The 14,437-nt window shown below is 65.7% G+C and carries 14 protein-coding genes and 3 tRNA genes; 10 read left to right on the forward strand and 7 right to left on the reverse strand.

Features of this window, described 5'->3' with window-relative positions; genetic code table 11:
* Positions 1-51: 51 nt before the first annotated feature.
* The 3 genes from gmk to BAMB_RS04370 all read left to right on the forward strand — a co-directional run bounded on the left by gmk (position 52) and on the right by BAMB_RS04370 (position 3,427).
* Complete coding sequence (gene gmk, locus BAMB_RS04360; protein ID WP_006750850.1) at positions 52-735, forward strand: guanylate kinase; 684 nt, start codon at positions 52-54, stop codon at positions 733-735.
* 58 nt (positions 736-793) lie between these two features.
* Positions 794-997 carry a DNA-directed RNA polymerase subunit omega gene (gene rpoZ / locus BAMB_RS04365; RefSeq protein WP_006750851.1) on the forward strand — a complete coding sequence of 68 codons (204 nt, stop codon included), beginning with the start codon at positions 794-796 and terminating at the stop codon, positions 995-997.
* Between the two features lie 63 nt (positions 998-1,060).
* Positions 1,061-3,427 carry a RelA/SpoT family protein gene (locus BAMB_RS04370; RefSeq protein WP_011656224.1) on the forward strand — a complete coding sequence of 789 codons (2,367 nt, stop codon included), beginning with the start codon at positions 1,061-1,063 and terminating at the stop codon, positions 3,425-3,427.
* A gap of 196 nt (positions 3,428-3,623) precedes the next feature.
* On the opposite strand, the gene BAMB_RS04375 is transcribed toward BAMB_RS04370, so the two are convergent.
* The 3 genes from BAMB_RS04375 to BAMB_RS04385 all read right to left on the reverse strand — a co-directional run bounded on the left by BAMB_RS04375 (position 3,624) and on the right by BAMB_RS04385 (position 3,981).
* Positions 3,624-3,700, reverse strand: a tRNA-Arg gene (locus BAMB_RS04375).
* 61 nt (positions 3,701-3,761) lie between these two features.
* Positions 3,762-3,838 (reverse strand) — tRNA-Arg (locus BAMB_RS04380).
* A 66-nt stretch (positions 3,839-3,904) separates the two neighbouring features.
* Positions 3,905-3,981, reverse strand: a tRNA-Arg gene (locus BAMB_RS04385).
* Positions 3,982-4,111: 130 nt separating this feature from the next.
* On the opposite strand from BAMB_RS04385, the gene greB reads away from it, so the two are divergent.
* On the forward strand, positions 4,112-4,675 hold the full coding sequence (gene greB, locus BAMB_RS04390) for a transcription elongation factor GreB (protein WP_006750853.1): 564 nt from the start codon (positions 4,112-4,114) through the stop codon (positions 4,673-4,675).
* 102 nt (positions 4,676-4,777) lie between these two features.
* Here greB and BAMB_RS04395 read toward each other — a convergent pair whose 3' ends face one another.
* On the reverse strand, positions 4,778-5,920 hold the full coding sequence (locus BAMB_RS04395) for a porin (protein ID WP_011656225.1): 1,143 nt from the start codon (positions 5,918-5,920) through the stop codon (positions 4,778-4,780).
* Between the two features lie 507 nt (positions 5,921-6,427).
* A complete protein-coding gene (locus BAMB_RS04400) occupies positions 6,428-6,691 on the reverse strand; it encodes a hypothetical protein (protein ID WP_011656226.1) in 264 nt (87 codons plus the stop codon).
* Between the two features lie 390 nt (positions 6,692-7,081).
* Between BAMB_RS04400 and BAMB_RS04405 the strand changes: the two genes are divergently transcribed.
* Positions 7,082-7,285, forward strand: coding sequence for a cold-shock protein (locus BAMB_RS04405; protein ID WP_006750857.1), 204 nt, complete (start codon positions 7,082-7,084; stop codon positions 7,283-7,285).
* 162 nt (positions 7,286-7,447) lie between these two features.
* Entirely contained in the window at positions 7,448-8,575 is a 1,128-nt protein-coding gene (locus BAMB_RS04410) for an exonuclease domain-containing protein (protein ID WP_011656227.1), read from the forward strand.
* A 36-nt stretch (positions 8,576-8,611) separates the two neighbouring features.
* Here BAMB_RS04410 and BAMB_RS04415 read toward each other — a convergent pair whose 3' ends face one another.
* Together BAMB_RS04415 and BAMB_RS35155 are read right to left on the reverse strand one after the other, a co-directional pair.
* Entirely contained in the window at positions 8,612-9,205 is a 594-nt protein-coding gene (locus BAMB_RS04415) for a chorismate mutase (RefSeq protein WP_011656228.1), read from the reverse strand.
* A 220-nt stretch (positions 9,206-9,425) separates the two neighbouring features.
* Positions 9,426-9,572 (reverse strand): hypothetical protein, encoded by a 147-nt coding sequence (locus tag BAMB_RS35155; RefSeq protein WP_011656229.1) that lies wholly within the window; start codon positions 9,570-9,572, stop codon positions 9,426-9,428.
* Positions 9,573-9,769: 197 nt separating this feature from the next.
* Between BAMB_RS35155 and BAMB_RS04425 the strand changes: the two genes are divergently transcribed.
* From BAMB_RS04425 to BAMB_RS04440, 4 genes are all read left to right on the forward strand, one after another.
* Positions 9,770-10,159 carry a DUF2946 domain-containing protein gene (locus tag BAMB_RS04425; protein WP_041491109.1) on the forward strand — a complete coding sequence of 130 codons (390 nt, stop codon included), beginning with the start codon at positions 9,770-9,772 and terminating at the stop codon, positions 10,157-10,159.
* A gap of 127 nt (positions 10,160-10,286) precedes the next feature.
* The gene (locus tag BAMB_RS04430) at positions 10,287-12,641 is read left to right on the forward strand and encodes a TonB-dependent receptor (protein WP_011656231.1); all 2,355 of its coding nucleotides are present in this window, start codon (positions 10,287-10,289) and stop codon (positions 12,639-12,641) included.
* Positions 12,629-13,888 carry a sialidase family protein gene (locus BAMB_RS04435; protein WP_011656232.1) on the forward strand — a complete coding sequence of 420 codons (1,260 nt, stop codon included), beginning with the start codon at positions 12,629-12,631 and terminating at the stop codon, positions 13,886-13,888. The genes BAMB_RS04430 and BAMB_RS04435 overlap by 13 nt, the downstream gene beginning before the upstream one ends.
* On the forward strand, positions 13,885-14,367 hold the full coding sequence (locus tag BAMB_RS04440) for a TlpA disulfide reductase family protein (RefSeq protein ID WP_011656233.1): 483 nt from the start codon (positions 13,885-13,887) through the stop codon (positions 14,365-14,367). Before BAMB_RS04435 ends, BAMB_RS04440 begins: the two co-directional genes overlap by 4 nt.
* Positions 14,368-14,437 lie beyond the last annotated feature (70 nt).

The raw sequence follows: 14,437 nt of genomic DNA on the forward strand, positions 1-14,437 counted from the left end.
GTCCCTCGACGGGGCGGCGAGTGTTATCGGGGCGGCACGGCGGAGGCTGACATGACCGAATTCACCCGCGACGGCCACGCGTCGCATGCGCTGCACGGCGGCGTCTATCCCGGCAACCTGTTCATGGTCATCGCACCGTCGGGCGCCGGCAAGTCGACGCTCGTGAACGCGCTGCTGTCGAAGGACAGCGACATCTGTCTGTCGATTTCGTACACGACCCGCAAGCCGCGCCCGGGCGAGCAGGACGGCCAGCACTACCACTTCACGACCGTCGAGGATTTCCGCGCGCGCCACGCCGCGCACGAATTCCTCGAGAGCGCGGAAGTGCACGGCAACTACTACGGCACGTCGCGCGTCTGGATCGAAGAGCAGATGATGAACGGCCACGACGTGCTGCTCGAGATCGACTGGCAGGGCGCGCAGCAGGTGAAGAAGCAGTTCCGCAACGCGGTCGGCATCTTCATTCTGCCGCCGTCGCTCGATGCGCTCGAGGAGCGCCTGAAGAAGCGCGGGCAGGACGAGCCGAACGTGATCACGCGACGCCTGCTCGCCGCGGGCAGCGAGATGGCGCACGCATCCGAGGCGGAATACGTCGTGATCAACGAGAATTTCGATCGTGCGCTGGCCGAGCTCGAATGCATCGTCACGGCAACGCGCCTGCGCTTTGCTTCGCAGTACGCGCGACACACGGAGCTGTTCATCGAGCTCGGCATCCATCTGCCCCACGCGGAATGACGCGAGGGTAGAGGGACATAAGGTAGAATAAGGACTATATTCAGAAGGAATTACCAACATGGCTCGCATTACTGTCGAAGACTGCCTGAAGCAAATCCCCAACCGCTTCGAACTGGCGCTCGCCGCCACCTACCGCGCGCGGCAGCTCGCGCAAGGCCATACGCCGAAGATCGAAAGCCGCGACAAGCCGACCGTCGTCGCGCTGCGCGAGATCGCTTCCGGTCTCGTCGGCGTCGAGATGTTGAAGAAGGTGCCGGTGTAACGCGCATCCGGCCCGTTCCAGCCATGTAATCCACGCGCGCAACGACTCGACCTGGAGGCGAATATGAGCACCACCCCATCGTCCGCCTCCGCGGATTCGACCACCGAAGCCACGGCCCGGTCGCCTGCGCGCCAGTACATCGACGCGGTCCTCGAACAGTCCTTCCGGCATCTGTTCGGGCCGACCGCCACGCCGGAGCAGCCGCGCAAGCACGGCGTCGTTTCGATCGCGAAACTGACGGCCGCGCTTGCCGAGTATCTCCCTCCGGACGAAATCAAAGAGGTCAAGGCGGCGTTCCACTTCAGCGACGAAGCCCACCTCGGTCAATATCGCCAGAGCGGCGAACCCTACATCACCCATCCTGTCGCCGTCGCGGAAATCTGCGCCGGCTGGAAGCTCGACGCGCAAGCCGTGATGGCCGCGCTGCTGCACGACGTGATGGAAGACCAGGGCGTGACCAAGAGCGAGCTGGCCGAACGTTTCGGCCCGAAGGTCGCCGAACTGGTCGACGGCCTGTCGAAGCTCGACAAGATGGAGTTCCGCAGCCGCGAGGAAGCGCAGGCGGAAAACTTCCGCAAGATGCTGCTCGCGATGGCACGCGACGTGCGCGTCATCCTCGTCAAGCTCGCCGACCGTCTGCACAACATGCGCACGCTCGGCGCGGTGCCGATGGAAAAGCGCCGCCGCGTCGCCCGCGAGACGCTCGACATCTATGCGCCGATCGCGCACCGCCTCGGGTTGAACAACACGTATCGCGAGCTGCAGGACATGAGCTTCGCGAATTTCAACCCGCATCGCTACGCGACGCTCGAGAAGGCCGTGAAGGCCGCGCGCGGCAACCGCCGCGAAGTGATCAGCAAGATCCTCGAGTCCGCGCAGCGCGCGATGACCGACGCGAAGATCGACGCCGAGATCACCGGCCGCGAAAAGACGATCTACAGCATCTACCGCAAGATGCGCGACAAGCAGCTGTCGTTCTCGCAGGTGCTCGACGTGTACGGCTTTCGCGTCGTCGTCGATAGCCCGCTCGACTGCTACACGTGCATCGGCGCGCTGCACGCGCTGTACAAGCCCGTGCCCGGCAAGTTCAAGGACTACATCGCGATCCCGAAGATCAACGGCTATCAGTCGCTGCACACGACGCTCGTCGGCCCGTTCGGCGCGCCGATCGAGTTCCAGGTGCGCACGCGCAAGATGCACGAGATCGCCGAGGCTGGCGTGGCCGCGCACTGGCTGTACAAGAACGGTGGCGCCGATCTGAACGACGTGCAGAAGCGCGCGCACCAGTGGCTGAAGTCGCTGCTCGACATTCAGAGCGAAGCCGGTGATTCGAGCGAATTCCTCGAGCACGTGAAGATCGACCTGTTCCCGGATGCGGTCTACGTGTTCACGCCGAAGTCGAAGATCATGGCGCTGCCGCGCGGCGCGACGGCGCTCGATTTCGCGTATTCGATCCACAGCGATCTCGGCAACCAGTGCGTGGCCGTGAAGATCAACAACGAGCTGCTGCCGCTGCGTACCGAGCTGAAGAGCGGCGACATCGTCGAGGTGATCACCGCGCCGTATTCGAAGCCGAACCCCGCGTGGCTCGGTTTCGTGCGCACCGGCAAGGCGCGCTCGGCGATTCGTCACTATCTGAAGACGATGCGCCTGAACGAGTCGGTGCAGCTCGGCGAGCGGCTCGTCGATCAAAGCCTGAAGGGTTACGGGCTTGCGCTGGCCGACGTGGCGCCGGAAGTGTGGGAGAAGCTCGTGCAGTGGACGGGCAACAAGAGCCGCCAGGAAATCTTCGCGGACATCGGCCTCGGCCGCCGCGTCGCCGCGGTGATGGCCAAGCGCATCGAGGTGCTGACGAGCGGCCGCGATGCGGACGACGATCTGCCGAAGTCCGAGCGGCATCCCGCGCACAATGCGCCGCCGGTCGTCATTACCGGCACCGAAGGGATGTCCGTGCAGCTGTCGGCATGCTGCCGGCCGATCCCGGGCGATGCGATCATGGGCTATATCGGCATCGGCCTCGGGATGGCGATTCATACGACCGATTGCCGTGTCGCGCAGCGCATCCATCGCCGCGATCCGGGCCGCTGGATCGACGTCGAGTGGGCACCGCAGCCGGGCCGCCTGTTCGACGTGGCAGTGAAGGCGCTCGTGAAGAACACGAAGGGCATCTTCGCGCGCGTGGCGGCGGACATCACGTCGGCCGACGCGAACATCGTCCATATCGCCATGGACGAGGATCTGACGCACGAATCGACGGTGCTGCGCTTCGTGATCCAGGTCAGCGATCGCGTGCACCTGGCGAACGTGATGCGGCGCGTGCGGACCAATCCGGACGTGATGCGGATCATGCGCGAGCGCTCGACCGACGACAGCGTGCATGCGCGTCACGACGGCGGCATGCGCATCGAGCGCGAACGGCAGGATTACTGACGCGACGCGTTGCCTGAGCAGGATATGACGGCGGCCACGGGCCGCCGTTTTCATTGGTGACGCGGGCGAGGTGGCGTGGCGTGGTGCGGTGGTGGCCCGGCTCAAGTGTCGAGAGGGAGCGGCGATCGCCGGGAAGAAGCCGAGAGGGGAGGGGGGCAAAGAAAAAGGGCCTTCCCGGAGGAAGGCCCTTCTAAGATGGCGCGGCTGGCAGGATTCGAACCCACGACCCCTTGGTTCGTAGCCAAGTACTCTATCCAACTGAGCTACAGCCGCACGCAAAGCGGTACTACTTCAACTGTCGGAACCTTCTGCGATGGGAAGGCCCCCAAAAAGGTGGCGCGGCTGGCAGGATTCGAACCCACGACCCCTTGGTTCGTAGCCAAGTACTCTATCCAACTGAGCTACAGCCGCACGCAAAAACAAAATACTACTACTTTGAACTGAAAGGGCCTTCGGTTCGGAAGGCCCTCGAAAAGGTGGCGCGGCTGGCAGGATTCGAACCCACGACCCCTTGGTTCGTAGCCAAGTACTCTATCCAACTGAGCTACAGCCGCACGCAGAAGCGGAAGTATAGCAGAGTCGTATAAAAAGGGAAGCCTTCTTCGCAAAATATGTCGCACGATCTTGCGCGGCCGCGTTCGTGTACCCTTGAAGCATCGATCATCCAGGTTTTGAATCCGCATCATGAACAAGGCGTTTGTCAAAGAGTCGGACGGTGACGACGACGATCTCGACCCGAGTCAGCCCGCGATCCCGGCGGGCACCAAGAACTACATCACGCCGGCCGGCCACAAGCGGCTCAGGGACGAACTCCTGAACCTGATCGACGTCGAGCGTCCCGAGGTCGTGCGCCTCGTGTCGTGGGCCGCGTCGAACGGCGACCGCTCGGAGAACGGCGACTACATCTACGGCAAGCGGCGGTTGCGCGAGATCGACCGCCGGATTCGCTTCCTGACGAAGCGGCTCGATCTCGCCGAAGTCGTCGATGCGAGCCGGCAGGAGAACGTCGACCAGGTGTTCTTCGGCGCGACCGTCGACTACGCGACGCCGGACGGCGAGGACCACACCATCACGATCGTCGGGATCGACGAGGTCGATCTCGATCACGGTTGCGTCAGCTGGATCTCGCCGGTCGCGCGGGCGCTCATCAAGGCGAAGATCGGCGATACCGTCACGCTGATGACCCCGGCCGGTCCGCAGCCGATCGACGTGCTCGACGTTCGCTATCCGGCACCGGGCAACGCGTGAAGCGACGCATCCGCGAAACGCCGCGCTGAAACGAACAAGCGCCCCGGGTGGGGCGCTTCGTCATGACGGTCTTGGCCGCACGGCCTACGCCGATCGTATCGCTCAGAAGCGGTGGCGCATGCCGGCCGTGACGGCGATCTGCTTGTTCGTCGACGACGCGGCGCCGAGTCCGTTGATGTTCGCGCCGATCGCCAGCCCATTGGTATTGACCCGCTGATATTCGCTCTGCAGGTACAGGTCCGTGCGCTTCGACAACGCATAGTCGGCCTGCAGGTTGAACTGATGCCAGCTCGGCGTCTGGCCGTCGAGACGGCTGTCGGTGTACGTGTACGAGCCGGCGAGCGAGAACGCCGGCGTCAGCGCGTAACGGCCATTCACCTCGTAATTGTTGAAGCGTGTGCCGCCGGTGAGCGGGATGCCGGTCGACACGCCGGACTGCCCGGCGCTGATCCCGGCCGAATTGGTCAGGCGCGTCTGCGTGAACACGAAGCCGGCCGTCGCGGGACCGAACGTGTAGTTCAGGCCTGCGCCCCAGGTGCGCTGCCGGCTGGCCGCGAAGGTCCAGTCGCCGGCCACCGCGCCGGGGTCGCTCGCCGCGAGCGCCAGCGCGTTGATGTTGTTGTTGAGCTGCAGGTACGCGGCCGCGACGTTGAAACCCATGTAGCTGTACGACGCGCCGACGCTGTACGCGCGATTGTTCGCGAAACCGGTGGAATTCGAAAAGCCGTACAGCCCGCCGAACTTCAGGCCGCCGTAGTTCGCGCTCTGGTACTTGACCGAGTTGTTGATCCGGAACGAGTTGTTCAGGTTGTCGTTGTCGAACGGATGCGCGAACTGCGTGCCGCCGTACTGGGTGCCGGTTAGCGACAGCGGGCCGAGGTAGTCGACGACGCTGTCGTACTGGCGGCCGAGCGTGAGCGAGCCGAAGCTGTTGTGCGCGAGCCCGACGAACGCCTGTCGACCGAACTCGCGGCCGTTCTGCTTCAGTGAGCCGTTGTTGATGCCGAAGCCGTTTTCCAGCGTGAAGATCGCCTTCAGGCCGCCGCCGAGATCCTCGGTGCCGCGCAGGCCCCAGCGACTGCCGTTGATCGAGCCGCTCGTTTCCTGCCACGCGCTGTGACCGTGCTGGTTGTTCGTGTAGGTGATGCCTGCATCGATCAGGCCGTACAACGTGACGCTGCTTTGCGCATGGGCGGCGCTGGCAGCCACGCCCGCCAATGCGGCGACGATCAGGGTCTTTTTCATGATCTGTCTCCAAACAGGATGATGTCGATCGAACCTGCTGTGGGCATCGGCGGCGTCACCGGTCGGCGACGCCGTGCGCGTGGGCGCGGCACCCTCGTCGGAAAACCATTTGCAGTGTACGGAGCGGCCTCGCTGCGGAGGAAAACCGCTTCCTGCAATACTGTATTTTGAATCGCGCAAAAATGGGTGCATGCGCGGAGAGCCGCGTCCAGCAAGACCTTGCTGCGGCGCAGCGGGCGGAAATACTACTCAGGACTGCGTACCAGGCGTTGCGCGGTCGCGACAGGCCTTCAGTGGCAGACGAGGGTAGGCCTAGCGCGATTATTGACACATCGGCAATAGAGGTTTGTGTGGAGCATGGATAATGAAAGGATGTTCTCTCGCTATACTGCGATCTCTGCTTTCCGAAGCAGACTTTTTCGTTGACGGAAAAGATCTCCAAACCTTTGTCGGCGCGACTTCCCAGTCGCGCTTTTTTTTGCCCGGTCTTCCCGATCCCTGCTGGCCTTACTGCATGTACGAGCGTCGCTTGCGCTTGGCAGCCGGCGGCGGATCCTCGGCTTCGCCCTGCGGCGGCGTATAAGTCCAGTCTTCCATCACGTAGTGACGAGCGTCCAGCGGCGACGCCAGCAGGTTCTGCCAATGATCGCCGTGCCAGTTCGGATCGAACTCGGTATCGCACGGCGCTTCACGAGGCTCGGCCAGCGCGCGGGACTTGCGGCGTGCGCGTGCGAGCCGGCTCGCGAAGCGCTTGATTCCATCCAGCCACATGACCCTTCTCCTTCCATTGCTTGGCACCAGCATCGCAACGTCCCCCGCTTTTCGCAACCCGAAAAAACCCGAGGATTTTACCGACCCGTTTTTTCTCGGTAGGTTTTTCACTGTATTGATTATTGGGGATCAGATCCCGGTAATATTGACAGGTTTTTGATGCAAATCAATTAATAAAAGAGGATGGTGTACCGATTCCAGTGGTATTGACGTCTTTTTGATAAAGAACGCCTCAAAAATTTTCTTGACGCACCCGGATTGTCCAATTTATAAAGTGAGCACTCCGTCCCCGGGCGGAGCGCTGGGGGTGGGTATCGGCGCGCCGTTGCGGGATTTCGGGAGGCGGCTATATCAGTAGCTTTTTTGATCTAAACGAGTGGGGAAGAAAGTATGGATACCGGTATCGTAAAATGGTTTAACGATGCTAAAGGTTTCGGCTTTATTACGTCAGACAATGGCGGCGAAGATTTGTTTGCGCACTTTTCCGAAATCCGGATGGACGGCTTCAAAACGCTGAAGGAAAACCAGCGCGTTTCCTTTGAGGTGAAACTCGGGCCGAAAGGCAAGCAGGCAGCGAATATCCAGGCGGTCTGACGCGCCACGCACTGCCGATCACGTCCGGCCCCCGCATCGCGGGGGCTTTTTGTTTTTTTGGGGCATGAAAACCGGCCGCCGGCGAATCGTTTCCGGTTCGGACTGGTCCTGAACGTGCATGCCGGTGCATACTCACGAAAGCACCGTTTCCCTGCATTTTTCATGTCCGATTCCTGTCCGTCCGATCCCGCCTGCGAGCAGCCGCTCGTCTTCGTCGACCTTGAAACCACCGGCGGCTCGTCCGCCGAGCACCGCATCACCGAAATCGGCGTGGTCGAAATCGGCCCGCTCGGTGTGTCGACGTGGACGACGCTGGTCAACCCGGGACAGTCGATTCCGCCGTTCATCCAGCAACTGACCGGCATTTCGGACGACATGGTGCGCGACGCGCCGTCGTTCGCGTCGCTCGCGCCCACGCTGTTCGAGCGGCTCGACGGCAAGCTGTTCGTCGCGCACAACGCGAGCTTCGACCGCGGCTTCCTCCGCGCCGAATTCGAACGTGCCGGCATCGCGTTCAATCCGGACGTGCTGTGTACGGTGCGGCTGTCGCGCGCGCTGTTTCCGCGCGAGGCGCGCCACGGACTCGACGCTTTGATCGAGCGGCATGGCCTCGTCCCCGCGGCCCGCCACCGGGCGCTCGCGGATGCCGATCTCCTTTGGCAGTTCTGGCGGCAGTTGCACGAGATCGTGCCGCTCGAGCGTCTGCGCGACCAGATTGCGCGTACGACGCGCCATTTCCGTCTCGCGGGCGGCATGACCGAAGCGTGGCTTGATACCGCGCCCGCCGGATGCGGCGTGTACGCGCTATTCGGGGAGGGCGACGAAGCCCTTTACGTCGGGCGCAGTGTGCGGGTGCGGCAGCGCTTGCGCGCGTTGCTGACCGGCGAGCGGCGCTCGTCGAAGGAGATGCGGCTCGCGCAGCAGGTGCGGCGGGTCGAATGGCGGGAAACCGGCAACGAGCTGGGCGCGATGCTCGCCGAAGCGCAGTGGATCGCCCGCCTGCGTCCGTCGCACAACCGGCGTCCCGCGGCCGACAAAGCCCGTGCGGGCAACGCGGGCTGGCCGTTCGACGGCGCGGTCGCATTCGAAGCCGGCGACGAGCGCCGCCTGTTTCACGTGATCGACGGGTGGCGCTATCTCGGGGCGGCCGAATCACTCGACGCGGCCATGCGGCTCGCGGCCGACGGCCTGGACGGTGCGTACGAACCCCATACCCATCGCCTGCTGCAGACTCATCTCGCGCGCGGCCTGCAACTGATTCCGCTCGCGGCGCTCACGCCAGCCGACTGAGCGCCGCGTGCCGCCGCGCGCGGTGGCCGCGCGTCGTCAGCCGATCGCGCTGGCGCCGCCGGCCGAGCACACGTGCGACAGCGCGGTGTCGAGCGCCTGCGAGCGGCTCGCGTCGTAGCGGGTGAGCGTCTTCCAGTTCGCGATGCTGCGGGCAAGCCGCGCCTGGCAATCGGGCGCGTCGCGCAGCGGCGCGATTCGTCCGAGGCCGGCCAGCATCTTTTGCGTGAGCTGGTCGAGCGCCGGCCGCGTGCTGGTCGCGAGGTCGGGCGGCGTGCCTTCGGGCGGCCGCGTCGCGCGCCAGGTGGCAAAGAGCGCGTTCTGCACGTCCTTGCTCGCGGCGATCTGATCCTCGAAGAACGTCCGGGCGAACGCCGGATCCACGCCCGACTGTGCGGCGCGCTTCTCCACCGATGCGAGCAGTGCGGCTTCGCGCGGCTGGTCCTCGATCGCCTTGTGGTTCGCCCATTTCCAGCGTGCGACGGGTTCGGCAAGCGCGATCCGCTGCGACGCGAGCGCGACGAGGTTGGTGAGCGCGGTGTCGTCGCCGTCGGCGAACGCGACGGGCGGTGACGAAAGAAGGGCGACGCCGAGCGCGGCGACAGCGACGCTGGCACGAATGGCTTGTTTCATCGGAACGATCCGGAGAGCCGGGCGGGCCGGAGGTGGAAAACCAGAAGGATAGACGAAGACAGTCGCGCGGCGAAACGACGCGACAGAAGAATCAGCGGAAGCGCTGACCCGGCACCGTCAGGCCGTTGCAGCCCGGGTGCGAAGCGATCTGCGCCGAAAACGCAGCGATGAACCGCATGGTCTCGATCGACACGCGGCGGTTACAGAACCGGACGCAGGTTCACTTCGGCGAGTACAGCTTGTGCTGCTCGTCGAAGAATGCCCGGACGTGATCGGGCAATTCGGCGAGGAATTCCACGCCGACGGGTTCCGGATCCGGGCTCATCACTTGCTCGGGCGGGGGCGTGCGAGTTGGTCTTTCGTCCATGGTCGTTTCTCCAGCAGGTCCAATAATTATCAACCTCGCGCTTGGATTTGTGCCAGCGGCGAATCGTTAGATTTTGTCTCTGTTGTATTAACGGCACATGCGCTGCGGCGCGCCGTGCGATGCCGACTATTGCATCCGGCTCAATCGGCAACCGGCGGGTGCTTGCTATACTTGCGCGCACTTTTTCCTGGACCGCGATGAAACGGACGACGCGATGGATCGGCCTCGTATGGCTGGCGCTAGTACTGAACGTACTGTCGCCCGTTATCGGCTACGCGCGCGTCGCGTCGAGCGGTTCCGGCGAACTCACGCTCGAGCTGTGCAGCGCGGCAGGCGCTCGCCAGGTCATCCTCGCGCAGTCCGGCGACGATCTCGGCGCAGCGTCGTTCGACCATGCCGGCGTGCCGCACTGCGTGTACTGTCCCGGCTTCGCGGCGAACGTCGCGCTCGGCGCGAGCCTGCCCGCGTTGCCGGGTTTCGTACGCGCGTTCGCGTACCGGGCGGCCGCCCCGGCCGTTCCCGATTTTCCCCGCAAGGGCATCCGCCTCGCGCAGCCGCGCGGTCCGCCTGAAAACGTCCCGATCTGATTGACATCGTTCGCGCGCCCCGGTGGCGCGCGTGCCGCCCGCGGCCCGGTCCGCGCGCCGCGCCGTAGGCGCGCGGCGCGTCGGCGCGCGTCCGGCGGCTCCCGGTCACGTTTTCAGGAATTCATCCATGTCGTTCACCTTCGCCGCGCGGCCGTCGCGCGGTCGGCTCGCGCTCGCGTGCGCGGCCGCTTTTGCGTGGCCTGCCGCACAGGCGGCTGCGATCGATCGCGCATCCGCCGAGCCGGTGCCCGGCGGCGCGGGCAACCCGGCCGGCCGTGCCGCACCGGTTGCCGCGGTCGTGCCCGCGCCGCCGGGCGACACGCTGACCGAGGTCAGCGTCACCGCCCGGCGGCAACCCGTCGATCCGGATACGCCGGCCGTCGTCGAGTCGATCACGCGCGAGCAGATCGATGCGCACACCAACGTCACGACCGAGGACGCGCTGAAGTACGCGCCGAACCTGATGGTTCGCAAGCGCTACATCGGCGACCGCAACAGCGTGTTCGCCGGCCGCGACTTCAACGAACTGCAGAGTGCGCGCGGGCTCGTGTATGCCGATGGCCTGCTGCTGTCGAACCTGCTCGGCTCGAGCTATGCGTACCCGCCGCGCTGGTCGCTGATCGCGCCCGACGATGTCGAGCGCGTCGACGTGCTGTATGGCCCCTTTTCCGCGCTGTACCCCGGCAACGCGATCGGCTCGACCGTGCTGCTGACCACGCGGCGGCCCGACAAACTCGAGGCGTCGCTGTCGACGCAGTTCTTCACGCAGCGCTATCACGACGGCTACGGGCTGGCGGACAGCTTCGGCGGCAACCACCAGACCGCGCGGATCGCGAACCGGATCGGCAAATTCTGGTTCTCGCTGTCGCTCGACCGGCTGGAGAACGACGGTCAGCCGATGCAGTATGCAAGCCCCAATTCCGCGTACAACCCGAAGCTCGGCGCCGCGGTGCCCGTCACAGGCGCGGCCACCGACATCGGACCCAACGGCAAGCCGCGCACGATCGTCGGCGCGCAGAACATCGAGCGGACCGAGCAGCTCAACGAGACGGTCCGCATGGGCTATGCGTTTACGGACCACGTCGACGCGACGCTCACGCTCGGGCACTGGGAGAACCATTACCGGCAGCACGGCGAAACCTTCCTGCGCGACGCGGCCGGCAATCCCGTCTACGGCGGCAACGTATCGATCGGCGGCCGGAACATGACCGTCGCGCCGAGCGCGTTCGCGCCGCAGCGCGGCGACCAGGAGAACTGGCTGTACGCGCTCGGCCTGAACGGCCGGCTCGATTCGGGCTGGCGGCTGTCGGGCGTGGTGTCCGCCTACGACGTGTCGCGCGACGTGCTGCGCGCGGCATCGACCGCGCAGGGCGGGGCGGGCACGCTGTTCCAGGGCGACGGCACGGGCTGGCGCACGCTCGACCTGAAGGCCGAGGCGCCGGAAGTGAAGGGCCACACGTTCACGTTCGGCTATCACTACGACAACTATTTCCTGCGCAACGTCACGTACAACACGGCCGACTGGCTGGCCGGGCCGACCACCTCGCTCGCGAGCGTCTACCAGGGCGATACGCGCACGCAGGCGCTGTTCGCGCAGGACGCGTGGCGTTTCGCGCCCGGTTGGCTCGCGACCCTCGGCCTGCGCTACGAGCGCTGGGATGCATACGGCGGCGCGCTCGGCAACGCGGGCGGCACGGTCGGTTACGCGGACCGCGGCGCGAATGCGCTGTCGCCGAAAGTCGCGCTGCAGTGGGACGCGACGGACGTGTGGCGCTTCCGGGTGTCGTTCGCGACGGGCACGCGCTTCCCGACGGTCGGCGAGCTGTTCCAGGGCACGATCTCGAACAACGCGATCGTCAACAACAACCCGGGCCTGCGGCCGGAAAAGGCGATCGACTGGGACTTCACGGCCGAGCGCGACGTGGGCGTCGGCGTCGTGCGCGCGAGCGTGTTCCAGAGCGACCTGCGCGATTCGATCTACAGCCAGACGACGGTGTCGGGCGCGTCGACCGTCACCAACATCTCGAACGTCGATCGCGTGCGCGTGCGCGGCGTCGAACTCGGATTCAGCGGCCGCAACGTCGGGCTGCGCGGGCTCGACATCGACGCGAATGTGTCGGCCAGCAATGCGCAGATCTTGGCCGACACCGCGAATCCCGCGTACGTCGGCTCGCGCTTTCCGCGCATCCCGCGCATGCGCGCGAACCTGCTCGCGTCGTACCGCTTCGACGAGCACTGGCTCGCGAGCGTCGGCGTCCGGTACTCCGGTCGCCAGTTCAACACGCTGGACAACAGCGACGTGAATCCGGACGTGTACGGCGGCACGAGCAGTTTCACGGTCGTCGACCTGAAGGCGCGCTACCGGTTCGACCGTCACTGGACCGCATCGGTCGGCATCGACAACCTGACGGACCGCCGCTACTACGTGTTCCACCCGTATCCGGGTCGCACTTTCTTTGGAGAACTGAAATGGTCACTGTGAAATCGTTCGCGGTAGGCTGCGCGCTGTGGCTTGCGGCGCTGTCGCCCGCCGGCGCGCACGACGCCCCGAAAGCTGCCGATCCGCATGCCGCGCACATGAGCATGCAGGCCGCGCCGGCGCAACAGAAGCAGCCGCTCGCGACCGGCGCCGCGTTCGACGCGCGGCACCGCCTGTGGGTCGCATGGGTCGAAGGCGCGCACGTCGTCGTCGCGCATTCGGACGACGCGGGCCGCACGCTGTCCACGCCCGTGACCGTCAACGCGATGCCCGAGCCGATCTACACGAGCGCGGAGAATCGACCGAAGATCGCAACGAGCCCCGACGGCCGCGCGGTGTACGTGTCGTGGTCGATGCCGCTCGATGCGCCGTACACCGGCATGGTGCGCTTCTCGCGCTCGCTCGACGGCGGGGCGACCTGGAGCGTGCCCGTCACCGTGCATCGCGACCGGCAGGCGATCACGCACCGCTTCGACATGATGGCCGTCGATCCGGCCGGCAACATCGCGATCGCGTGGATCGACAAGCGCGATCTCGTCGCGGCGAAGGCGGCGGGGCAGGCGTACGAAGGCGCGGCCGTGTACTACGCGGTGTCGCGCGACGGCGGCGCGTCGTTCGAGCCCGAGCGCAAGGTGACCGACCATACGTGCGAATGCTGCCGCATCGCGATGGCGATCGATCCGGCCGGACACATCGAAGGCGTGTGGCGCAACGTATTCCCCGGACAGATCCGCGATCATGCGCTCGCGGTGCTGCCCGTGTCGGCGTCGGAGCCCGTCGTGCCGGTGCGCGCGACGTTCTCGAACTGGCATGTCGCGGCCTGCCCGGAGCACGGGCCGGCACTTGCGATCACGCCCGATGGGACGCGTCATATCGCGTGGTTCGGCGTCGTCGAGGGCCGCGCCGACGTGTTCTACTCGCGCATCGGCGCCGACGGCCAGCCGCGCGGCACGCCGTGGGCATTCGGCGCGAATCCGGCGGTGCCGGCCGAGCAGGCATCGCATGCGGCGCTCGTCGCGCACGGCGACGTCGTCTGGCTCGCATGGAAGGCGTTCGACGGCGACACGATGCAGATCAAGCTGCGTCGCTCCGACGATCGCGGCGAGCACTGGTCGGCGCCGCGCGTGATCGCGTCGACGTCGGGCGCGAGCGACAATCCGCAACTGCTCGACGACACGGGGCGCATCTACCTGTCGTGGCGTACGCGTAACGACGGCTACCGGCTGATTCCCGTGGAGGGCGCGCAATGAAACGGCTGATGGTATTGATCGGCGCCGTGCTCGCGAGCCTGCCGGCGTGGGCCGGCGAGCTTCAGCCGCTGCGCGCGGCCGAGGTCGCGAAGTTGTATGCGACGGCGCACGAACGGCCGCTCGCGGTCGAGATCTGGTCGCTCGATTGCGGATACTGCCGCGAGAACGCCGCGCATCTCGTCGCGTGGCAGCGCCGGCATCCGGACGTGCAGCTCGCGATGGTCGCGATGGACGCTTATGACGACAACGGCGCCGCGATCGCCCAGGCGCTCGCGCAAATGAACCTGCCGCCGCAGGTCGCGCAGTATGCGAACGCGGAGCCGATGCCCGAGCGTCTGCGGGCGGCGCTCGATGCGGGATGGCGGGGAGAAATGCCGCGTACCGTGTGGATCGGTCGCGATGGCGCACGCGAAGCGCGCAGCGGATTGCTGACGACCGACGTGCTCGACGGCTGGTCGCAGCGCGGCAAGCGCCGCTGAAACGGCAGGCGGCGCGCGGGATGTCGCGCGCCGCTTCGATGCGAAAACGAACGCGCGCCCCCCAAGGCGC

Source organism: Burkholderia ambifaria AMMD, from assembly GCF_000203915.1.
Lineage (GTDB): Bacteria > Pseudomonadota > Gammaproteobacteria > Burkholderiales > Burkholderiaceae > Burkholderia > Burkholderia ambifaria.

Excerpts from the sequence above, each read along its gene's own strand:
- gmk (WP_006750850.1), top strand. The coding sequence starts at position 52 with ATGACCGAATTCACCCGCGACGGCCACGCGTCGCATGCGCTGCACGGC.
- rpoZ (WP_006750851.1), top strand. The coding sequence starts at position 794 with ATGGCTCGCATTACTGTCGAAGACTGCCTGAAGCAAATCCCCAACCGC.
- BAMB_RS04370 (WP_011656224.1), top strand. The coding sequence starts at position 1,061 with ATGAGCACCACCCCATCGTCCGCCTCCGCGGATTCGACCACCGAAGCC.
- greB (WP_006750853.1), top strand. The coding sequence starts at position 4,112 with ATGAACAAGGCGTTTGTCAAAGAGTCGGACGGTGACGACGACGATCTC.
- BAMB_RS04395 (WP_011656225.1), bottom strand. The coding sequence starts at position 5,920 with ATGAAAAAGACCCTGATCGTCGCCGCATTGGCGGGCGTGGCTGCCAGC.
- BAMB_RS04400 (WP_011656226.1), bottom strand. The coding sequence starts at position 6,691 with ATGTGGCTGGATGGAATCAAGCGCTTCGCGAGCCGGCTCGCACGCGCA.
- BAMB_RS04405 (WP_006750857.1), top strand. The coding sequence starts at position 7,082 with ATGGATACCGGTATCGTAAAATGGTTTAACGATGCTAAAGGTTTCGGC.
- BAMB_RS04410 (WP_011656227.1), top strand. The coding sequence starts at position 7,448 with ATGTCCGATTCCTGTCCGTCCGATCCCGCCTGCGAGCAGCCGCTCGTC.
- BAMB_RS04415 (WP_011656228.1), bottom strand. The coding sequence starts at position 9,205 with ATGAAACAAGCCATTCGTGCCAGCGTCGCTGTCGCCGCGCTCGGCGTC.
- BAMB_RS35155 (WP_011656229.1), bottom strand. The coding sequence starts at position 9,572 with ATGGACGAAAGACCAACTCGCACGCCCCCGCCCGAGCAAGTGATGAGC.
- BAMB_RS04425 (WP_041491109.1), top strand. The coding sequence starts at position 9,770 with ATGAAACGGACGACGCGATGGATCGGCCTCGTATGGCTGGCGCTAGTA.
- BAMB_RS04430 (WP_011656231.1), top strand. The coding sequence starts at position 10,287 with ATGTCGTTCACCTTCGCCGCGCGGCCGTCGCGCGGTCGGCTCGCGCTC.
- BAMB_RS04435 (WP_011656232.1), top strand. The coding sequence starts at position 12,629 with ATGGTCACTGTGAAATCGTTCGCGGTAGGCTGCGCGCTGTGGCTTGCG.
- BAMB_RS04440 (WP_011656233.1), top strand. The coding sequence starts at position 13,885 with ATGAAACGGCTGATGGTATTGATCGGCGCCGTGCTCGCGAGCCTGCCG.